We start from the raw sequence: 21,195 nt of genomic DNA on the forward strand, positions 1-21,195 counted from the left end.
TCTTTTGGGCTCACATCCGTTGTGACGGAGGTGACGGATGCCTATAGTGCCGTGAGGTGTACATGCGACTCCCCGAGCGGATGCTGGACGTCACGCAACGGAGGAAGTGTAGTGCCACTGATTTCCTGGGGGTGCGATCCCCTCGGACTCTTTCGAAGATGCAGATGAGCATGGTGCGCTGCTGACCCACAGCGCCCGTCAGTGCAAGATCCCGGCCCGGTGCGATCACGGCCGGTACGCATCTCTCAGGAATCTCTGAAACGGGAGACCTTCTCGTCATCGCGCCCTCGGGCGCCCATGAGTGGCCACGCTGTGCGCGTGGCTTGGAAAACTCCGACCGGCGAGCGAATGGAGGTGACTGAGGATGACAGCCGAGGACTTCCTGGCTTCCCGCGAGGCGGGTGAGGCCGCGACGAAGTGGTAATCGTCGCGACCGATAGGTAAGGGGTGCCGGGCGGATCTCCGTATTCGCCCGGCACCCCGTCGGGGCAGTGTGTACGAGGGTGGGTGGGACAATGCTGCACGGACTCTTGAACGAGGAATCGATAAACTCCCTTCAAGGCCAGGAGTATCGTGATCGGATCCAGCGGATAGAAAAGGCGCTGACCGATGCCGCCGACGGCGACCTCTCGCCGAAGGAACTGGCCGAATGGGCGGTCGGGCACCGGGACTGGAACGTCAGACGCCTCGCCGTGGAGACCCTCGGCGCCCGGTTCGTCGACGCGCCCGAGGCACGGACAGCGATCACCGAGGCGATCCACGACGACGTCGACTGGGTGGCCTTCACCGCCATCAAGGTCGCCGGAGAGCACCGGGTGCCGGAGGCGGTGGCCCATATGATCCGCATCTCCGGCTGGCCCAGCAACTTCACCAAGCCCGCCTACGCCCGCAAACCCGTGGGCTGCGGAGCCGCCTTCACCAAGCGCGCCCTCCTCGACTTCTTCGACTCCACCGATCCGGACGAGCTGCGCGAGCTGGAGGACCGCCACTTCGCCCGGCTGCGGGCCACGGTGGACTCCGCCAGACGCGAACCGGACCTGCGCGATGCCGTACTCATTCCGGCCGGGCCCTTCATCGCCGGGGCCCGGGTGAACGGCATCGGCCCCTTCCAGATGGACAACACCGACAATCCGCTGCGCGCCGAGGAACTTCCCGCGTATTACATCGACCGGACCACGGTGACCAACGCCCGGTACGCGGAATTCCTCGACGCGGTGGGCGGCTCCAGGGAGTTCGCCCACCCCGATGAGCCCGACGGCAAGGACTACACCCCGGCGCACTGGCACGATCCCCGGTTCAACGGGCCGGACTTCCCGGTGGTCGGGGTCGACTGGTACGACGCCTACGCGTTCGCCCGCTGGGCCGGAGGCAGACTGCCCTCGGAGAACGAATGGGAGAAGGCCGCCCGCGGAACCGACGGCCGGATCTACCCATGGGGCGACGAATGGAGCAATGACAAGGCACAAAGCGTCTTCACGGCATACGGCCGCGATGACATCCGGAACCTCGCGGAACTGGAGGAGCTGCTCGTCACCACCACCGTCTCCTGGCCCGAGCGCCCGGTGGCGGCGGCCGACTCCCATCCGGCCGGCGCGAGCCCCTACGGCGTCCTCAACATGGCGGGGAACGTCTGGGAGCTCACCCGCACCAATTTCTTCACCCGGGCCGATATGGCTCCCTTCTTCAAGGGGCGTTCGGGCCAGGAATTCATGAACCGTCCCGAGGCTTTCCATGTGCTGCGCGGTGGGACGTGGACCTCGCCTCCGGTCTGCCTGTCGACCTTCTACCGAGGCAAGGACCTGCTCACCGACCGGCACAACGAGGTCGGCTTTCGCTGCGTATACGACGCTTCTGGAAAGTGAGGTTGCACCATGCCGGACCGAGGCGAGCGCGATGTGCTGCGGCAGTCTCTGGTGGAGGGGATCCATCTGCTCGCGGAGCTGGGCTACAGCGAGGGCATCGCGGGCCATGTGAGCGTGCGCGACCCGGAGGACCCGGATGCCTACTGGGTCAATCCCTTCGGTCTGGACTTCCACCATGTGAGGGTCGACGATCTGCTCCTCGTCGGGGCGCGGGGCACCGTCCTGGAGGGGTCGGGCGAGCTGAATCCCTCGGTGGACCCGCTCCATGGTGAACTGCATCGCAACCGGCCGGACCTGGTGGCCTTCGCCCATACCCATTCGATGTACGGCAAGACCTGGTCGTCCCTGGGCCGACTGCTCGATCCGATCACTCAGGACGCCTGCGTCCTCTACCGGCGGCACGGCCTGTACGACCGGTTCACCGGTCTGGTCAACGCGCGCCAGGAGGGCAAGGAGGTCATCGAGGCCATGGGCGACGGCACTGCCGTGATCATGCAGAATCATGGCTTCCTGGCCGGGGGCCGCTCCCTGGGCGAGGCGATCTGGCTGTTCATCGTGATGGAACGGGCCGCCGCGTCCCAGCTCATGGCCGAGGCCGTGGGCACACCGCGGCTGATCCCGCACGAGACGGCCCTGGAGACCGGACGCGCGCTGGCCAAGCTCGAATTCGCCGACCGGCAGTACCGGAATCTGTACGAGACGACCTGCCGGCGCGGGAAGTGACACCATGAAGGTCGGGCTCAACTTCCTGCCCACCGTGGGCCCCGGCGAGATGCCGGCCGAGCGGTTCTACGACGAGATCATCGAGCTCAGCGAGCTGGCCGACCGGCTCTCCTTCAGCCATGTGAAGCTGGTCGAGCACCACTTCCACGAGTGGGGCGGATACAGCCCGGACCCGGTGGCACTGCTGTCGGCCATCGCCCGGCGGACCACCCGCGTACGGCTGGTGACCGGGGCGGTCACCCCCGCGTTCACCCACCCCATCAAGCTGGCCGCCTCACTGTCGGTCCTCGACAACCTCTCCCACGGCCGCCTCGACGCCGGGTTCGGCCGGGCGTTCCTGCCCTCGGAGTTCGAGGCGTTCGGGGTGGACATGGCCGACAGCCGGGCGCTGCTGGAGGAGAACGTCGAGGCCGTCGAGCGGCTGTGGACGGACGAGGGCTTCCGCTGGGAGGGCCGCTTCCACCGCTTCGGCCCACTCCCCGCGATGCTGCCCCGCCCCGCACAGCGGCCCCGGCCACCGGTGTTCATCGCCGCCACCACCTCTCCGGAGACCTTCACCTGGGCCGCGTCCAAGGGGTACCACCTCATGATCATCCCGGTGGTGGCGAGCCATGAGAAGCTCACCGGGCTTCTCGATCTGTACCGCGCCACCCGGATCGAGCACGGCCACTCCCCCGACTTCCGGCTGCATGTCAGCTACCACTGCTATGTGGCGGAGAGCCAGGGCGAGGCGGTGGCGCGAGCCGAGGAGCACTACACCGCGTATCGGGCCAAACAGCTTGAGGCTTACGGGAGTTGGCGTGGCATCACCTCGGACCAGTACCAGGGCTATGAGCGCATGGAACAGGCGGCCCGCACGACCACGGTGGCCGGTCTGATGGCCGCCGACAACATCATCGTGGGCGGGGTGGCCGAGACCGCCGCCACCCTCCGCCGCATCGGCAAGCTCTACCCCGGTGCCGAACTGAGCCTTCAGTTGCGGTTCGGGTCCGTCTCGCACACCGAGGCCATGCGGGCGGTGCGGCTGCTCGGGGAGCGCGTGCTGCCCGAGCTCATGGAGGGCGTATGACCGCGTCCGGCGAGCCGGTTCCGCTCAGTCCGCAGCAGGAGTGGATCTGGGAGAGCATGCGCTTCATGAACCCGGACGACGCGGCGCTGACCCGGACCAATGTCTGTCTGGCGGTCACGCTGCGCGGCCCCCTGGACACCGGGCGGCTCGAACGGGCGCTGGCCGATGTCCACCGAAGGCACGAGGCCCTGCGCACCTGCCTCAGCGACCTGGGCACCGCACCCCGCACCCACGTCCGGGACGCGGAGGACTCGCACCCGCCCCTCCTCGCCCTGGTGGATCTCTCCGGCATGCCACCGGAGGATCAGGACACCTACTGCGAGCTGGTGGCCGGCACCGAGGAGCACCGCCTCTTCGACTATGTCCGGGGCCCGCTGTGGCGGGCGACGCTGGTGCGCCGCTCCCCGACCGAGCATGTGCTGGTCCTGTCCGCCGCCCATCTGGTGCTGGACGCCCCCTCGGTGCAGTTGGTCGTCCGGCACCTGGCCGAGGCGTACGAGGGGATCGCCCCTCCGGCGCGGCAGGAGCAGTACCGCGACTTCGTGCGGCGGGCCGCCCGGCCGTCCGCGGACGCCGACCGGCGTCTGGAGCACTGGCGCCGGGTGCTCAGCCCCCCGCCCGCCCCGCTCGACGTCCGCACCGACTACCCCGCGGCCCCACCGCCGGTCTTTCTGCGGGAGACGACGCCGTTCCGGGCCGAGGCCGATCCGCAGGCCCTCGCCGGGCTCCGCGGCCGGGCGGGCGTCACTCCTTATCTGATCCATGTCGCGGCCTATGTGGCCGCCCTCGCGGACCTCTGCGGGGCGCGGCGCGTCGTGGTCGGATCCACGCTGACCCGTCTGGAGCTCAAACCGGATCCGCATACGGTCGGGCACTTCGCCGATCTGGTGCTGCTGCCGATCGAGGTGCGCCCCGAGCACACCTTCGGCGAGCTTCTGGAACACGTCAGGGACACCGCGCTCGACGCCTACGACAACCAGTTGCCGTATCCGCGCATCGCCGACGCGATCGACCCGGACTTCACGGCCAGACGGCCCTGGCCGGCGAGGGCGCTGTACCACGTGTGGGTGCGCGGCAGCGTCCTCAACGCCGACCTCGGCCCGCCGGAGCGCATCGGCGACGCCGAGGTGAGTTCCTTCGAGTTCGCCAGGGAGACCTGCTATCCCATCGAGCTGGACGCCGATCGGTACGCGCATGTCTACGGCCAGAACGTGGTGCCCACCCTCTACGCAGGCCCGACCGGCCTGGAGGGCGAGCTGACGTACAACCGCGCGGTCTTCACCCCGAGCAGCGCACAGCGCTATGTCGACCGCCACTGCCAGAACCTGGAACGCATGCTCAAGGATCCCGGGACGCGGATCGGGGAGGTGTGGCATGACAGCGGCCGCTGACCCGCCCGGACCCGGCCGACCGGCCCGCACCCACGACCTGGTGCGCGACGCCGCACTACGGTGGCCGGACCGCCCGGCGCTGATCGAGGGCGACACCGTCCTCAGCTTCCGCCAACTCGACCGGCGCGCGGCGGACTTGGCCCAGGCCCTGCTGGCGCGGGGCGCGGTCCGCGACATGACCATCGGGGTCGGCGCGCCACGCTCCGCCGAGCATGTGATCGCCGCGCTCGCCGTGTGGAAGGCCGGTGGCGTCTATGTGCCACTGGCGACCGATCTGCCCCCGGCCCGGATCGCGGAGATGCTGCGGATCGCCGGGGTGCGGCTGACCGTGGGCCCGGGACCGACCATCAGCGAGGTCGCGGATCCCCCCGTGGACCGGCCACTCGCCGGTCTGCCCCCGGCTCCGGAGGGCGAGGACGGTGCCGTCGCCTGCGTCTACTTCACCTCGGGCTCGACCGGCAGTCCCAAGGCGGTGGCCCTCACCCACGCGGGCATCGTGAACGAGGCGCGGTGGTCCCATGACGCCTTCTCGATCCGCCCAGAGGACCGCAGCGGCTGGCTGGCCTCCCCCGGATTCGCCATCTCACGATGGGAGTTGTGGACTCCGCTGACCGCGGGCGCCGCCATCGCCGTCTCCGGCGAAGGCCACCTCCGCGAGCCGGAGGCGCTCCGTGACTGGCTGCTGGACCAGGGGGTGACCTGGAGCATCGTGGTGACCGGGCTCGCGGAACGGCTCTTCGGCGTCCCCTGGCCGGCCGGCTGCCCGCTGCGCCTGCTGGTGACCGGCGGTGAGCAGTTACGGGTCTGGCCCCGCGGGCTGCCCTTCGAGGTCGTCAACTCCTACGGTGTCACCGAGGCGTCCAGCGTCCGCCTGGCGGCCCGGCTCGGCCCCTCCCAGGGTTCCACCGGACGTCTCCCCTCCGTGGGCCGTCCGATCCGCGGTACCCGGGTCCATGTGCTCGACGACGCACTGGCCCCGGTGCCCGACGGGGAGGTCGGGGAGCTGTTCATCGGCGGTGTCGGACTGGCCCGCGGCTACCTCGGCGACCCGGAACAGACCGCACGGCGCTTCGTACCCGATCCGTTCCACGGCGGCGGACGGCGGCTGTACCGCACCGGTGATCTGGTGCGCGTCGATGAGCGGGGGCGGGTGGAATTCGTCCGCCGGCTGAACGACGACCCGAAGGTCGGCGGTGTCCGCGTCGACCTCGCGGCCGTCGAGGCCGCGCTGCTCGCCGCGCCCGGGGTCACCGGGGCCGCGGCCTCGATCCGGGTCCACGACGGCGAGCGGCCACGGCTGGTGGGGTATCTGGTCACGGACGACGACCGGCCGGCCCCCGATGAGGTGATCGACGCGGTCGCCCGGCGGCTGCCCCCTCAGATGGTGCCCGGCGTCCTGGTGCGCCTCCCCTCCCTGCCGCTGCTGTCCAGCGGGAAGGTGGACCGCGGCCGGCTCCCGGAACCCACGGCGGACATCGTGTTCCGCGGTCGTCGGGCCGCGGCGCGGGACGAGAGGGAGCAGCGGGTCATCGACGTCTTCCGGGAAGTCCTCGGCCGCGCGGACATCGGCGCCCACGACGACTTCTTCGGCTTGGGCGGGGACTCCATGGGCGTCGCCCGGGTGCGGCAGTCCCTCCTGGAACGGCACGGCATCGACGTCCCCTACACCCTCATCTTCCGTCAGCGGACCCCGCGCCGGATCTGTACGGCCGCGAGCGACGGCGGGGAGGAGCCCCGGTGACCTTCACGGACGCACCCAGCAGGCTTCCGGCTCTGGCGAGCCGTACGGACCAGCTCGCGGACTCCGCCGTCGGCGCCGTGCTCCGGCTGACCGACGGCCACGATGTGATCGCGCTGGCGGCCGGCAGCCCGGCCCCGGAGACCTACTGCCACCAGGAGTTCGCCGACGTCACCACCCGCCTGCTGAGCCAGGGCGGTCTGCCGCTGCGGTACGGCGACGCGAGCGGGCTGCCCGAGCTCCGGTCGTGGATCGCGGCCCGGGAGTCCGCCGGGCTCGGCCGTCCGGTCGACGCCGGGCAGGTGCTTCTCACCCATGGCTCACAACAGGGCCTCGATCTGCTGTGCAAGGCGCTGCTCGATCCCGGGGACGTGGTCTTCGTGGACCGGCCCAGCTATGTGGGAGCGCTCCAGGTCTTCCGTCTCTTCCAGGCCCGGGTGGTGGACATTCCCCTGGGGTCGGACGAGGGTCTCGACCGGCTCGAAGCGGCACTGTCGGTGGAGGAACGGGCCAAAATCATCTATGTGGTCCCCACCTTCGCCAATCCGACGGGCGCCACCCTGGACACCGCGCACCGGCGCCGGCTGGCCGCCCTCGCCCAGCGGTACGGCTGCGTCCTCGTCGAGGACGACCCCTACCGGGATCTCGGCTACGACACCGTCGCGCCCCGGCCTGCCGCCGCGGCCTCCGCCGTACGGATGGGTACCTTCTCCAAGGTGCTCTTCCCCGCCGCGCGCCTGGGCCATCTGGTCGTCCCACCGTTTCTCACCGATGTGCTGATGAAGTTCAAACAGGCGGCCGACCTGGGCAATTCGCTTCTGATGCAGCAGGTGGTGCATGAGCTCGTCCAGGAGCCCGGCTTTCTGGCCACCCGGCTGGAGCGCTCCCGTCATCTCTATCGCAAGCGCCGCGACGCACTGGTGAGCGCCTTGGCCGGCTCCTTCGAGGGGGCTTTGGAGTTCGCGGTGCCGCACGGTGGCTTCTTCGTCTGGGCGAGGCTGCCCGGGGGCGCCGACGCCACCGAACTGCTGGCCGCCGCGGTCGAGGAAGGCGTCTCCTTCGTACCGGGGACCGATTTCTACGCGACCGAACCCGACCCGTCCACCCTCCGGCTGTCCTTCTCCTGCACCCGCGCCGAGGACATCGTCGAAGGCGTCGCCCGGCTGGAACGGGCGTGGCGGACCCTGCGCGAGGAACCCCGCTCATGAAGCTCACCAGGGACGACGACGGAACCTTCCCCGGTCTCGACAAGGCCCCGTTCGACGTGGCCGCGTTCCTGGCCCGGCCCCTGGTGGCCCGGCTGGCCACCGAGGGCCCACGGGTGCGGCCCGTGTGGTTCCTGTGGGAGGACCACGCCTTCTGGGTGCTCACGGGCCCCTGGGCCCGGCTGGCGGAGCGACTGGCCCGCGACCCGGTCTTCGAACTCGTGGTGGACTCATGCGACCTGGCGACCGGCACCGTTCACCAGGTCATCGCCCGCGGCCGCGGCCGGGTGGTGGACTTCGACACGGACCGGGGCCGCCGCAAGCTCACCCGGTACCTGGGCGAGCGGGAGGAGCTGTGGGACGCCCGGTTCAGCCTGCGCGGCGACCCGTCCGCCCGGGGCACCCGCTGGGCCCTGCTGGTGCCCGACACCCTGTGGATCGCGGACCTGTCCTTCCGCCCGCCCGGCGAAGCGCGAACGGACTGCCCATGAGCACGGACACCACGGACGAGACGGCGGGCGGGGCCGCCGGCCACCGGTCCTACCGCCAGGTGCTGACGGGGAATCCGCGGCTGGCCGTACTGCTCGCCGGTTATGTGATCTCCAGCGTGGGCGATGGCATCCTGCTGATCGCCCTGCCGCTGCTGGCCCTACGCCACCACGGGCAGCTCTCCGCCCCCGTGGCGGTCGGCCTGGTGATGACCGCACCGTATGTGCTGTCGACCGTGCTCGCCCTCAGCATCGGCCTGGGACGGCTGCGGCTGCCCACCCGGGCCGTGGTCATCACCGACAGCGCGCTGCGCACCGTCCTCTTCACGGTGGTGGGCCTCGCCGCCATGGCCGACCGGATCGGCATCGGATTCCTGGTGGTGGCACTGCTCCTGGGGTCCGTGCTGCATCAGACGGCGTCCAGCAGCCGGCGCCTCGTCGCCACCGGTATGGCCGGGAAGGGCGAGCTCTTCACCGTCAACGGACTGCTGGGCTTCGCGAACAGCCTGGCGCTCTACGTCGTGGGGCCCGCGGTCGGCGGCGCGGTCACGGTAGCGTTCGGAGCGGACGTGGCCGTCCTCCTCGAAGCGCTCAGCTTCCTCCTGCTGTTCGCGGCCGTCGCGCTCGTCGTGCCACCACAGCCGAGAGCGCCCCGGGCGGAGCGGTCGGCGGAGTCCGGGTGGCGGATCCTGCGGCTGCGTCCCGTGGCCGCCCGGCTGTTCTTCGTGGTCTTCTTCTTCAATCTGTCCTATATGCCGGTGGAAGTGGCGCTTCCCGTGCTGGTCAACGGAGATCTCCACGGCGACGGAAACACCCTGGGCATCATCTGGACCGCCTTCGGCGCCGGGGCGCTGCTCGGCGGGGCGCTCACCGGTTTCCTGCGGAAACTGCACCAGCAGGCCGTCCTGGTGGCGGTCATCGCGCTGTGGGGCGGTTCGGTGGTGCTTCTCGCCCTGGCCCCCTCCGGGCCGGTCGCGATGTGCGCCTTCGCCCTGGGCGGACTCATCTACGCCCCGTTCACCCCCATCGCCTACACCTTTGTGCAGTCGGAGCTCCCGCCTCATGAGCAGCAGCCGGTGATCACGCTCTGGACCACCGGCTCGACGCTGGCGGCCCCGATCGGCCTGCCGCTCAGCGGCCCGCTGGTGAGCGCGCTCGGTGCGCGCGGCGGACTGCTGCTCTCCGCGGCATGCACTCTCGTTCTCGTTCCGTTCGCCGCCAAGGGCCTGCTGGGCCCGCGCCGAGTCGCATAGCCTTAAGGAGTGCGCACGTGCAGGGATACCAATCGTCGACCTACGGCGACCGCATGACCGACCACGACGCCATCGGCTGGCCGGCCGCGAAGGACGAGGAAGCGGCGGTGGGGTTCCTCGTGGACGTGGCCAAGCCCGGCCATGCGCTGGAACTCGGCGTGGGCACCGGGCGGGTCGCCCTGCCGCTGGCGGAGCGGGGAGTGCGGGTCACCGGCATCGACGCCTCCCCCGTCATGCTCCAGCAGATGGCCGACAAGCCGGGCAGCGCCCAGGTGCGGGCCGTCCAGGGCGACTTCGCGGAGGCCGCCGTCGACGGGACCTTCGACCTCGTCTACGCCGTCCAGCACACGTTCTTCCTGCTGCGCGACCAGGAGACCCAGATCCGCTGCTTCCAGAACGTGGCCGCGCGGCTGGCCCCCGGTGGCGCCTTCGTCCTCCAGGTGTTCGTGCCCGATCCGCACCGGCTGATCCAGCCGCAGGCCAGCGACGCCCTTCAGGTGGCACTCGACCAGGTGGTGCTGCGGGTCTCGAAGTTCGACCGGGTGACGCAGACGGTCAACCGGCAGTACGTCGCCATCACCGAGGGCGGGACGAAGCTGTACCCCATGGTGTTCCGCTACGCCTGGCCCACCGAGCTGGACCTGATGGCACGGCTGGCGGGCCTCCGGCTGGAAGGGCGCTGGGACGGCTGGTCGCGGGCGCCCTTCACCGCGGAGGGCGGATATGTCGTGGTCTACCGGAAGCCCGCCGAGGCGGTGTGAGGGCCTACGCCACGGCGTCGCCGACCCGGACGGGTCCATGGGTGGTGACCGACTCGATGGCCGCGAGCGCGATGGACAGGGCGGCGCGGGCGTCCTGTCCGGTGACGGAGGGGGCGCGGCCGGTGCGCACGCACTCGGTGAAGTCGGCGAGTTCGGCGACGTAGGCGTCGTGGAAGAGATCCTGGTCGTAGGTGACGCATGCGGCGCCTACGCCGTCCGGGCCGTAGGCGGTCAGATGGCTGCGGCGGATGTCGCCCATGGTGAGCATGCCGGCCGAGCCGAAGACCTCACCGCGGACGTCGTATCCGTACACCGCCTGGAAGTTCGCCTCGGCGGTGGCGAGGGCGCCGTTGTCGAAGCGGATGGTGACCACGGCGGTGTCGAGCAGTCCGCGGTCCTTGAAGTCGGGGCGGACCAGGGCGTCGGCGAACGCGAAGACCTCGACGGGCTCGGCGCCGGGGTTGAGGTGGCGCAGGGTGTCGAAGTCGTGGATGAGGGTCTCCAGGAAGATGGTCCACGGCGGGATGCGGCCCGGATCGGCCAGCTCGGGGTCGCGGGTGAGCGAGCGCAGCAGTTGCGGGGTGCCGATGGCACCTGCGCGGATCCTCTCGTGGGCGGCGTGGAAGCCGGTGTCGTAGCGGCGGTTGAAGCCCACCTGGAGGGGGACGCCCGCGTCGGCCACGGCCGCGATGGCGCGGTCCGCCTCATCGAGGGTGACGGCCATGGGCTTCTCGCAGTAGACGGCCTTGCCCGCCCGGGCCGCTGCCTCGACCAGCCCGGCGTGGGTACGGGCCGGGGTGGCGATGACCACCGCCTCGATCCCGGGGTCGGCGAGCAGTTCGGCTATCTCGGTGTACGCCGTGGTGCCGCCCAGCCGGTCGCCGAGCCCCTGGGCGGCACCCGGGGCCGGGTCGGCGATGGCCGCGAGACGGGCGCCGGGGAGACGGCGGGCGAGGGTCTCGGCGTGGAAGGAGCCCATGCGGCCGGCGCCGATGAGACCGACGGGGAGGGGGTGTCGCGTGGTCATGCGGATGCTCCGTGGATTCCGTGAGGTCCGTAGCGGGAACGGGTGAGAACGGGTGCGGTCAGGGCGGTACGGTGTCGCGCCCGCGGGGTCGGTCAGCGGGTGAAGGCGGAGCGGAAACGCTCCAGAGCGAGGCCGCTGTCGCCGGAGGCCCATGCCTCCATGGCCACGGTGCCCTCGTAGCCGAGGTCGACGAGGGTTCGGGCGAGGGCCGGGTAGTTGATCTCCCCGGTTCCCGGTTCGCGGCGGCCGGGTACGTCGGCCACCTGGATCTCGCCGATCAGGCCCCGGCCATGGGCCCGGCGGACCAGCTCGATCAGGTTTCCCTCGCCGATCTGCGCGTGGTACAGATCCAGGTTCATCCGCAGGCCCGGCCGGTCCACCGCCGCGACCAGGGCCAGGGTGTCGGCGGCCGTCGCGAACGGCACTTGGGGGTGGTCGACGGCGGTGTTGAGATTCTCCAGGGTGAAAGTGACCCCGGCGCGCTCGCCCAGTTCGGCGAGGCGGGTGAGGGTGCGGTGGGCGGCGATCCACATCGGGCCGGTGGCCGGGCCCGCCACCGGCACCACCGGCAGGCCGTCGCCGTCCAGCCCGGTGCCGTGCAGATTCAGCCGGGGGCAGCCGAGCCGTTCGGCCACTTTGACCGACTCCTCGGCGGTGCGCAGGAGCTCGGCCGCCCCGTCCTCGTCCGTCAGGCTGCCGCGGAGATAGCCGGTCATCGAGGAGAACACCGCGCCGGTCCGCTCCAGGGCGGTCAGATCGTGTCGGCTCCAGTCCCAGATCTCGACCTGGAAGCCGGCGTCGTGGATGCGCCGTGCCCGTTCCTGGACCGGCAGCTCCCGGAAGACCATCTCGGCGCAGACCGCCAACGTGTACATCGCTGCTCGCCCTCTCTACGACGACCCCGACACCAACTAGAACGCTCCAATTGCTAGAACGTTCTAGTGAACGAGCAGCAGTAAGCCAGCCACCGGCCACCCCTGTCAAGGGCCGACGACCGAATGGCTAGAACGTTATAGAAGCCGGGCGCCACCCATCGCGGCCTGGGCTACGATCGTCGCCCGGAAGGCGAAACGCCGACCGCCCCGCTCCGCCCGAAGACGACATCTCGACCGACATCTCGACCAGGGAGACCAGTGGTGCCACCGACCCCGGCCGTCCCCCATGGGAAGCGCCCCACCCTCGCGGACGTGGCGGCGCGCGCAGGCGTGTCCACGGCGCTGGTCTCCATCGTGATGCGGGACGCCAAGGGCGCCGGTGCCGCCACCCGCGAGCGGGTCCTCGAGGCGGCACGGGAGATCGGATACCGGCCGGACACCCGGGCCCGGCTGCTGCGCAGCCACCGGTCCCATCTCCTCGGGGTGCAGTTCGGCCTCCAGCACCCCTTCCACTCAGACCTGTTGGAGGGCATCTACGCGGTGGCGGAGCCCGCCGGGTACCAGATCGCGCTGAGCGCCGTGGCCGCCGGTCGGGGCGAGCAGCGGGCGACCGACGCGCTGCTCGCCGACCGCTGCGAGGCCCTGATCCTGCTCGGCCCGCAGGCCCCGGCCGCGCGGCTGGCCGAACTCGCCGGACAGCTTCCGGTCGTCTCCGTGGCCCGGCGGCTGCGCGGGACCGCCCCGGGCGTGGAGGTGGTGCGCACCGCCGACGACGAGGGCGCTCGCCAGGCCGTGGACCACCTGGTGGCCCTCGGCCACCGCGACATCACCCATATCGACGGCGGCAGGGCACCGGGCGCCGCCGACCGGCGCCGCGGCTACCGCACCGCCATGAGCCGCCATGGCCTCGCCGACCGCGTCCATATCCTGCCCGGCGGGCTCACCGAGGAGGACGGCGCCACGGGCGCCCACGCCCTCCTCGACGCCACTCCCCTGCCCACGGCCGTCCTCGCCTTCAACGACCGCTGCGCCACCGGCGTCCTGGACACCTTCCTCCGTGCCCGGGTCTCCGTTCCCGACCAGGTCTCCGTCATCGGCTTCGACGACAGCCATCTGGCGCGCCTGGCCCATATCAACCTCACCACCGTCGGCCAGGACATCCCCCGCCTCGCCGAACTCGCCGTCGGCCGGGCCATCGCCCGCCTGGAGGGCGAGCGGACACCCACCGACGAGGCCGTGGTCGCCCCGCACCTCGTCATCCGGGGCACGACGGCCGGGCCCGCCTGATACGCGACGACCGGTCCGTTTCACCTCTGGCTTCAGAAGCCGTCGGGCAGGTCGGCGGACAGCAGGTGCTCGGCGCCGCCTTCAAGGGCCTTGGCCATCTCGATGGAGCGGGGAAGCATGGTCTTCTCGTAGACGCGGATGGCGTCATCGACGGTGGCCGCGTTCGCGAGGGCGAGGGCGAGTTCGCTCGCGTCGAGCATGGCGAGGTTGACGCCGACACCGAGCGGAGGCATCAGGTGGGCGGCGTCGCCCAGCAGGGTCACCGTCGGGTTGTGCTCCCAGGTGTGCGGGACCGGGAGGGCGAAGAGCGGGCGGTCGACGTAGGGGCCGTCGTTGGTGGTGATCATCTGGCGCATACGGGGCGACCAGTGGGCGTACTCGTCGAGGAGCAGGGCGCGGATGCCGTCGGTGTCGTCTGCGGTCAGGCCGCCCATGGCGAGCCAGTCGACCGGGGCTCGCCGGATGATGTAGACGCGGATGTGGTCTCCGCTGTTGCGCTGGGCGAACAGGCCGCGCTCGCCGTCGGCCGCGCCCGCGCTGCCCGAGCCGACCAGTTCGGCGATGTCGGGGTGCCGGTTCTCGACGTCGGAGAACCATGCCTCCAGAAAGCTCACCCCGGTGTACCCGGGGACGGCCGGGGACACGGCCGGGCGCACCCGGGAGGAGGCGCCGTCGGCGCCGATGACCAGGTCGGTCTCGATGGTCGTGCCGTCGGCGAAGGACAACTGCCGCGGCCCGTCGGCGGGTCCGCCGACCCTGTCGAGGGCGCGTCCCCACCGCACCGTTCCCGGCTTCAGGGAGTCGAGCAGCAGGGTGCGCAGTTGGCCGCGGTCGATTTCCGGCTTGAACAGCTCGTCGGCCTCCGGGATGTGATGGAACGTCACCGTGCCGGCCGGGTCGAACTTGCGCATTTCCTGCCCCTCGGGGCGGGCCAGCTTGAAGAACTCGTCGAGCAGACCGGCTTCGCGCAGGGCGATCTGGCCGTTGTCCGCGTGCAGGTCGAGGGTGCCGCCCTGGTTGCGCGCGCCGGGACCCGAGTCGCGGTCGTAGACGGTGACCGCTATGCCGCGCTGCTGGAGGATGCGGGCGCAAGTCAGGCCGCCGGGCCCGGCGCCGATGACGCTGATGCGGGCGTGGGCAGGTTCGGGGGAGGTCAATGGTGGTTCCTTTCACCGGCGAAGAGGGGCGAGGACCATGCCGAGGCAGAGGCGCCGCTCGGGTTCTCGCAGACCTCAGAAAAGCAGACCCAGTAGAAAAGTGCAACGAGTCAACTTAGCCCTCGATGCAACTATCGGATATGCTCAAGCCATGACCGAGCCCCCCGTCGGCCGCCGCGAACGCAAGAAGGCGGCCACCCGCCAATCGATCGCCGACGCCGCGCTACAGCTCTTCCTGGAACGCGGCTACGACCAGGTGAGCATCCGTGACATCGCCGATGCGGCCGATGTGTCGACGACGACGGTTTTCAAGCACTTCACCGGCAAGGAAGCGCTGGTATTCGACCAGGAGCAGGACCGGGAGTCGCAACTGAACGCGGCGGTGCGGCAACGAGCCGCCGGTCAGAGCCTCCTCGACGCCCTCCGACAGCATGTCCTCGACTCCTGGCTGCCGATCACGGCGCATCCGCGGATAGCCGAGTTCACCAACCTGGTGGACTCCACACCGGCACTGCGTGCTTATGCGGAACGCATGTGGACCCGGCACACCGACAGCCTCGGCGCGGCCATCGCCGACGAGTTCGGCGTCGACCACGACGACCTCGCATGTGTGACCCTTGCCCGATTCGTACTCGAGATCCCGGCCCTGGCCCGCGGCCGGCAGGACCGCCGAGCCGCCGTCGACGCGATCTTCGACATCCTCACACAGGGCTGGCAACCGCCGGCCAAGCCCTCCGCGCCCCCCAGCTCCTAGGCGGTTGTTCGGACCACGGCCCGTCCACCGGTGCGGTGGACGGGGACGAGGGATGAGCGGTCAGCCGAGCTTCTTGAGCAGTTCGTCCGCGAGCGGGCCGGAGGAGGCCGGATTCTGGCCGGTGATCACATTACGGTCGACTTCCACATGCGGTGCGAAGGGCTCGCCGACGCGCACCGTGAGGCCCGCCTCGGTCAGGCGGTCCTGCAAAAGCCACTTGGCCTTGTCGGCGTTACCGGCCATCGTCTCCTCCTCATTGGTGAAGGCGGTGATCCGGTAGCCGGCGTAGGCATGGGTGCCGTCCTCGGTGACCGCCGCCAGCAGCGCGGCCGGGCCGTGGCAGACCACGCTCACCGGCATACCGCCGCGTACCGCCTGGGTGAGGATCCGGCCCGAGTCGGCGTCGACCGCGAGGTCCTCCATGGGGCCGTGACCGCCGGGGACGTGGACGGCGTCGTACTCGTCCAGGCGCACCTCGCTCAATGCGATGGGGGCGTGGAACTCGGCGGCGGTCTCGGCGACGCTCCTGATCCTGGCGGCGTTCTCCGGGCCGCCGTTGGCCTCGGGGCTGAGGCTGGCGGCGTCGACGGGCGGAACGACGCCGCCGGGGGTGGCCACGGTGATCTCGTGGCCCGCGGCCTTGAACGCCTCGTAGGGGGCAACGGCCTCATCGGCCCCGCCAACCCGGACGTGGCGCGGGTCCGCGAGCGGCTTCAGCGCGCCGCCCGCACCTGGTAGCGCGCACATCAGGGAATGCCGCCGGGCGGGTCACCCGCCGTCGCTCGGCCAGGACTGGTCCACCATGCCGTGTTCCCAGGCCCAGGCCGCGATCTCGACGCGGTTGCGGGCGGCCAGCTTGCGCTGGACGTTGCCGAGGTGGGTCTTGACCGTGGACAGGGTGACATGCAGATCGACGGCCACCTCCTCATTGGTACGGCCGCGGGCGACCCGCCGGACCACTTCGCGTTCCCGCTGGGTCAGCGGCTCGATCAGGCCCTCCGGCTCGCCCCTCCCCCGGCTGACCGGACGGGCCTCGGCGGGGGCCGACCGGTCGCGGTGGGGGCCCATGTGCGCGAGCAGGCGGACGGTCACCGACGGGGAGATCAGCGAGTTGCCCGAGGCCGCGGCCCGCACCGCCTCGGTGAGCAGGCTGGGCGCGCCGTCCTTGAGCAGAAAGCCGCAGGCACCGTTGCGCAGCGCCCGGTAGACGTACTCATCGAGGTCGAAGGTGGTGGCGATGAGGACGTTGAGGGGGTCCGGCACATCGGGCCCGGCGAGGAGCCGGGTGGCCTCCAGACCGTCCAGCTCGGGCATGCGGATGTCCAGGAGGCAGACGTCGGGCCGCAGCCGGCGGGCCTGCTCGACCGCCTCGACACCGGTCGCCGCCTGGGCGACCACCCGCATATCCGGCTGGGAGTCGAGAATCATGCGGAAAGCGGCACGGACCATCTCCTGGTCGTCGGCGATGAGCACCTGGATCGTCATGTCATGCATGATCGCAGGCGCGCGGGCCGTCAGCCGGAGGAGGCCGCGTTCGGGGCCATCTTGCCCAGGGTCGCCGTGTACGCGCTGTCCGTCGCGTTCGCCTTGTCCGCGCTATCCGCCATATCCGCCATATCCGCCTTGTTCAGCGGGAGGACCGCCACGACGTGCCACCCGCCGCCGTCCCGTGGCCCTGTGGTGATACGCCCCTTGACCTTCTCGACCCGCTCGGCCAGGCCGACCAGACCGTAGCCGCCCCCCTCGACCGACCGCTCGGCGGCGGGCGAGGCACCACCCTGCCCGTCGTCCACGACCGACACCTCCAGTTGCTCCGGGGCGCCGGGCCGCACACCGATCCGCACCTCGACCCGGCCGACCCCGGTGGCATGCTTGCGCACATTGGTCAGCGACTCCTGCACCACCCGGTGGACGGTGGTGAGGATGCCGGGCGGCAGCGGCCGGTCGGCGAGTTCCGGGGCGAGGGTCAGCTCGGCGGGCGGCCCCACCTCGGAGAACTCCTCGGTGAGGTCGCGCAGCCCGCGCAGCCCCGCCGGATCGCCCGTGGGCCGGGTCGTGGCGGAGGCGGTGGTGTGCTCCCGCAAGCTGGAGACCATGGCGCGCATCGACCCCAGCGCCTGGGATCCGGCCCGCTCGATCTGGGCGAGCATCCGGTCCAGGTCCTCCGGGGACTGGGTGTGGCCGGCCGCGGCCGTGAAGCGCGCGGCCTTGGTCTGCGCGACGATCGCCGTCACGTGGTGGGCCACGAAATCGTGCAACTCCCGTGCGTGCTCAAGGCGTTGCCCCTGGCGGATGGCTTCGCGCTCCCGCTCCCGCAGCGTGTCGTACAGACGCAGACACAGCCCCACCATCACCATGAACGGCACGGCGCAGACCGCGATGACGGCGATCAGATTCAGCAGGTTGCCGTTCCTCTCCTCGATCCGCAGGGGAAGAACCACGGCGGCGAGTGTGGCTCCCGCGACCAGCCCGGCCGCTCGCAGGGGCGGGCAGCGCCGCACGGCGCGGGTGATGAGCAGCAGCAGCACACCCAGCTCCACCAGGCCCGGGGTGTTCGGGGGACGCTGGGAGAGCTGCGCCTCCACCAAGGTCAGCGCGCAGGAGACGGCCGCCGCGCCGATGGCGTAGCGCACGAAGAGGCGTTCCGGCACGGCGAACGCGGCCAGGCACAGCACCCCGGACACCATCGTCGCCGCGGCCATCGGCGGATGCGGCGCGTTCAGCCCCTCCAGGACCACCAGGACCATCAGGCTGACGCCGACCAGGCCCAGCCACAGATGCCGGAAACGGAAGCGGGACCCGGACAGGGACCGGAAACTGGACCGGAAATCGGAGATCATGGCAGGTCACGCTACGGCCCGGCCGCCGTCGCCACATCAGACTTTCGGCCGAGGAAGCCGGGGAAGGTGCGCGGATCGCTTCGGCAATCCGGTGGATCCGCCGCGCCGCGCTCTCGCGAAGGATGGCATCCGGGGCGGCCGGAGAGCGCTCGAGCGCGATGCGCCGCGCCCCTTCCGACCGTTGTCCCTTCCGAAGGCAGTCGATGTTCCGCACCGCTCTGCGCACCCTCCGATCCCATCGGCTCCGTTTCGCGATGCCCGCCCTGGCCATCGTGCTGGGCGTGGCCTTCGTGACCGGGTCGCTGCTCTACGGCGACTCCGTCCAGGCGGCCGTGAACCGCGCACACGCCAACTCCCAGCCCGATGCGTCCGTCTCGATCACCGCAGACTCCTCTGCCGCGGACTCCTCCGAAGCACACCCGCTCGACGACACGCTTCTGCGGCGGCTGCGGGCGCTGCCGTCGGCGGCCGCGGCGCGCGGTGTGGTGGAGGGCCCCTCGTTCCTCGTCGGCTCCGACGGCACTCTGGTGGGCGATCTCTACCAGGCCGCGGGCGTCAACTATGTGCCCGACGAGAGCGGCGAGGACGTCCGCTATCCGCTCACCGCGGGCCACGGCCCCCGTGGCGCCGACGAGATCGCCGTCGACCGGCGGACCGCCGAGCGCGCCGGGTACCGGGTGGGTGCCAAGGTGCGCATCGTCGTGGGCGGCACGGCCCGCGACGCGCGGCTGGTCGGCGTCTTCACCGCCCATGACAGCCGTGTGGACTCCGGCGGTACGCTCACCGCCTTCGACACCGCCACCGCACAACGGCACTTCGCTCCCACGCCGAACGGCTACTCGGCGATCACCCTGTCCGCCGCCGACGGCACAACGGATGCCCAACTCGCCCAGCAGGCACAGAAGTCGCTGCCGTCCGGGCTGCGGGCGGCCACCCGCGCGGAGCTGGAGTCCGGCGCCGCCTCCGAGCAGGACACGGACAAGCTCACCACACTGCTGCTGAGCTTCGCCGGTGTCGCCCTGTTCGTCTCCACCTTCCTGGTCGCCAACACCTTCACCATGCTCAGCGCGGCCCGTGCCCGGGAACACGCGCTGCTGCGGGCGGTCGGCGCCACCAGGAGCCATGTGATGCGGATGGTCCTGGCCGAGGCCGCCCTGGTCGGCACGGCCGCCTCGGCCCTCGGTTACGGGCTGGGCATCGGTGCCGCGAACCTGATGGGCAGCCTGTTCGACGCCTCCGGTGTAGGGAGCGCCACCGTGCAGGCGTGGTCCGCCAAGGCGCTCATCGCGGCCTTCGCCGTCGGCATCGGCGTCACCGTCCTCGCCGCCTACGTCCCGGCCCGCCGGGCGGCGGCCGTACCGCCCGTGGCGGCGCTGCGGACCGTCCAGCCGTCCACCGCCGCCTCGCTGCGCCGCCGTAACACCATCGGGCTGATCGTCACCGCGTGCGGAGCGCTGCTGGTCGCCGCCGCCATCGGCGAGCCGAACCTCCTCTTCGGTGCCGCGCCGCTGCTGCTGGTCGGCCTGATCGTCCTCACCCCGCTGCTCGCCCTGGGCGTCACCGGGCTGCTGCGCTCCCCGCTGACCCGGCTGGCGGGCATCCGGGGCAAGCTGGCGGTGGAGAACGCCCGCCGCAATCCACGGCGTACGGCGGCCACGGCGACGACCCTGATGGTCGGCCTGGCGATGGTCACCGCCGTCACCGTGGCCGTCACCTCCCTGAACCGCTTCGACGAGCAGGAGGTGGACAGCTCCATGACCTCGGATCTGCGGATCACGGCCGTCGACTTCGGGGAGATCGGCGAGGACACGGCGGCCCGGGTGGGGCGGCTCGCCGACGCCGAGGCCGTCACACCCATCATCCAGACCTACCTCGACGTCCCGGACGAGCCGTCCCTGGCGGTCACCGCGGTCGACCCCGGCGCGGTGGAACGTGCGGCATCGCTCTCCGTCCGCGAGGGTTCGCTGGACCGCCTCGGCCATGGCATCGCCGTCACCGAGAAGCTGGCCGCCGCCCGCGGCTGGCGGCTCGGCTCCCGCGTCACCGGCAGCTTCACCGGCGCGAGCTCGGATAAGCCGGGCACCCCGACGAGCCTGCCCGTCGTGGCGATCTACGACGGCCCGGACGATCTGACCCCCGCCCTCGTCTCCGACCGCGCCCTGCCGCGTCCGGCCGGCGCCGAGGACCGGCCGACCATCAGCTCGGTCCTGGTCAAGGCCGCCCCCGGCCGCACCGCCGCGCTCCAGGACGAGATCCGGCGCGCCCTGGACAACCCGGCGCTGCTCGTCCAGGACCACGCCGACGCGAGGGCCGCCGCCACCGCGCGGTCCGCGCCGTTCCTCAACATCATGTACGCCATGCTCAGCGTCACCGTGCTGATCGGCGCCCTCGGGGTGGTCAACACCATGGGCATGGCCGTCTTCGAGCGGGTGCGGGAGATCGGACTGCTACGGGCCATCGGACTGGACCGCGCCGGTGTGGGATCGGTGCTGCGCCTGGAGTCGGTGACCATCTCGCTCTTCGGCTCCGCGCTCGGTGTCGTCGCCGGTACGGCCATCGGCGCGGCGGCGGTCCTCGGCCAGGAGGTGGTTCCGCTCGTCATCCCCTGGGGCAGGGCGGCCCTCTTCTTCTTCTCGAGCGCCGCGATCGGTGTGCTCGCCTCGCTCTGGCCGGGGCGTCAGGCCGCCCGCCTCCCGATGCTGGAGGCCATCGGCGCGGACACCGAATGACCGGTGCGGCGGCGGGCGCCGAGTGCGCGGGGGTGT

18 protein-coding genes are annotated in these 21,195 nt (G+C 71.2%); 12 read left to right on the top strand and 6 right to left on the bottom strand.

The genetic code is table 11. The annotated features are described in order from the left end of the window. Positions 1-515: 515 nt before the first annotated feature. The 9 genes from KN815_RS05175 to KN815_RS05215 are packed head-to-tail and all read left to right on the top strand — an operon-like array spanning position 516 to position 10,490. The gene (locus tag KN815_RS05175) at positions 516-1,862 is read left to right on the top strand and encodes an SUMF1/EgtB/PvdO family nonheme iron enzyme (protein ID WP_216340543.1); all 1,347 of its coding nucleotides are present in this window, start codon (positions 516-518) and stop codon (positions 1,860-1,862) included. 9 nt (positions 1,863-1,871) lie between these two features. After that, positions 1,872-2,585 (top strand): class II aldolase/adducin family protein, encoded by a 714-nt coding sequence (locus tag KN815_RS05180; protein ID WP_216340544.1) that lies wholly within the window; start codon positions 1,872-1,874, stop codon positions 2,583-2,585. A gap of 4 nt (positions 2,586-2,589) precedes the next feature. After that, a complete protein-coding gene (locus KN815_RS05185) occupies positions 2,590-3,654 on the top strand; it encodes an LLM class flavin-dependent oxidoreductase (protein WP_216340545.1) in 1,065 nt (354 codons plus the stop codon). Beyond that, on the top strand, positions 3,651-5,045 hold the full coding sequence (locus KN815_RS05190) for a condensation domain-containing protein (RefSeq protein ID WP_216340546.1): 1,395 nt from the start codon (positions 3,651-3,653) through the stop codon (positions 5,043-5,045). The genes KN815_RS05185 and KN815_RS05190 overlap by 4 nt, the downstream gene beginning before the upstream one ends. Then, positions 5,029-6,786 carry a non-ribosomal peptide synthetase gene (locus tag KN815_RS05195; protein WP_216340547.1) on the top strand — a complete coding sequence of 586 codons (1,758 nt, stop codon included), beginning with the start codon at positions 5,029-5,031 and terminating at the stop codon, positions 6,784-6,786. Before KN815_RS05190 ends, KN815_RS05195 begins: the two co-directional genes overlap by 17 nt. After that, positions 6,783-7,991, top strand: coding sequence for an aminotransferase-like domain-containing protein (locus KN815_RS05200; RefSeq protein WP_216340548.1), 1,209 nt, complete (start codon positions 6,783-6,785; stop codon positions 7,989-7,991). The genes KN815_RS05195 and KN815_RS05200 overlap by 4 nt, the downstream gene beginning before the upstream one ends. Continuing rightward, on the top strand, positions 7,988-8,479 hold the full coding sequence (locus KN815_RS05205; RefSeq protein WP_216340549.1) for a pyridoxamine 5'-phosphate oxidase family protein: 492 nt from the start codon (positions 7,988-7,990) through the stop codon (positions 8,477-8,479). Before KN815_RS05200 ends, KN815_RS05205 begins: the two co-directional genes overlap by 4 nt. Further along, positions 8,476-9,729 (top strand): MFS transporter, encoded by a 1,254-nt coding sequence (locus KN815_RS05210; protein WP_216340550.1) that lies wholly within the window; start codon positions 8,476-8,478, stop codon positions 9,727-9,729. The genes KN815_RS05205 and KN815_RS05210 overlap by 4 nt, the downstream gene beginning before the upstream one ends. A 17-nt stretch (positions 9,730-9,746) precedes the next feature. Further along, positions 9,747-10,490: a class I SAM-dependent methyltransferase gene (locus tag KN815_RS05215; protein WP_216340551.1), complete on the top strand. Its 744-nt coding sequence runs from the start codon at positions 9,747-9,749 to the stop codon at positions 10,488-10,490. A 4-nt stretch (positions 10,491-10,494) separates the two neighbouring features. Here KN815_RS05215 and KN815_RS05220 read toward each other — a convergent pair whose 3' ends face one another. Together KN815_RS05220 and KN815_RS05225 are read right to left on the bottom strand one after the other, a co-directional pair. Then, positions 10,495-11,517: a Gfo/Idh/MocA family oxidoreductase gene (locus tag KN815_RS05220; RefSeq protein ID WP_216340552.1), complete on the bottom strand. Its 1,023-nt coding sequence runs from the start codon at positions 11,515-11,517 to the stop codon at positions 10,495-10,497. A gap of 92 nt (positions 11,518-11,609) precedes the next feature. Continuing rightward, entirely contained in the window at positions 11,610-12,392 is a 783-nt protein-coding gene (locus KN815_RS05225; RefSeq protein WP_216340553.1) for a TIM barrel protein, read from the bottom strand. A gap of 261 nt (positions 12,393-12,653) precedes the next feature. On the opposite strand from KN815_RS05225, the gene KN815_RS05230 reads away from it, so the two are divergent. Further along, complete coding sequence (locus KN815_RS05230; protein WP_216340554.1) at positions 12,654-13,679, top strand: LacI family DNA-binding transcriptional regulator; 1,026 nt, start codon at positions 12,654-12,656, stop codon at positions 13,677-13,679. Between the two features lie 32 nt (positions 13,680-13,711). Here KN815_RS05230 and KN815_RS05235 read toward each other — a convergent pair whose 3' ends face one another. Beyond that, positions 13,712-14,836 carry an FAD-dependent oxidoreductase gene (locus KN815_RS05235; protein ID WP_216340555.1) on the bottom strand — a complete coding sequence of 375 codons (1,125 nt, stop codon included), beginning with the start codon at positions 14,834-14,836 and terminating at the stop codon, positions 13,712-13,714. Between the two features lie 151 nt (positions 14,837-14,987). Between KN815_RS05235 and KN815_RS05240 the strand changes: the two genes are divergently transcribed. Continuing rightward, entirely contained in the window at positions 14,988-15,590 is a 603-nt protein-coding gene (locus KN815_RS05240; protein WP_216340556.1) for a TetR/AcrR family transcriptional regulator, read from the top strand. A 60-nt stretch (positions 15,591-15,650) separates the two neighbouring features. On the opposite strand, the gene KN815_RS05245 is transcribed toward KN815_RS05240, so the two are convergent. Genes KN815_RS05245 through KN815_RS05255 form a run of 3 tightly spaced genes read right to left on the bottom strand, consistent with a single transcriptional unit; the run spans position 15,651 to position 18,430 of the window. After that, on the bottom strand, positions 15,651-16,337 hold the full coding sequence (locus KN815_RS05245) for a type 1 glutamine amidotransferase domain-containing protein (RefSeq protein ID WP_253208772.1): 687 nt from the start codon (positions 16,335-16,337) through the stop codon (positions 15,651-15,653). Between the two features lie 21 nt (positions 16,338-16,358). Then, positions 16,359-17,084, bottom strand: a complete 726-nt coding sequence (locus KN815_RS05250; RefSeq protein WP_372458263.1) for a response regulator transcription factor — start codon at positions 17,082-17,084, stop codon at positions 16,359-16,361. A gap of 20 nt (positions 17,085-17,104) precedes the next feature. Then, positions 17,105-18,430 (bottom strand): sensor histidine kinase, encoded by a 1,326-nt coding sequence (locus KN815_RS05255; protein WP_216340558.1) that lies wholly within the window; start codon positions 18,428-18,430, stop codon positions 17,105-17,107. A 203-nt stretch (positions 18,431-18,633) separates the two neighbouring features. Between KN815_RS05255 and KN815_RS05260 the strand changes: the two genes are divergently transcribed. After that, entirely contained in the window at positions 18,634-21,159 is a 2,526-nt protein-coding gene (locus tag KN815_RS05260; RefSeq protein ID WP_216340559.1) for an ABC transporter permease, read from the top strand. The last annotated feature ends 36 nt before the right edge of the window (positions 21,160-21,195 follow it).

The sequence above is a fragment of the Streptomyces niphimycinicus genome (genome assembly GCF_018883605.1).
GTDB classification, from domain to species: domain Bacteria; phylum Actinomycetota; class Actinomycetes; order Streptomycetales; family Streptomycetaceae; genus Streptomyces; species Streptomyces niphimycinicus.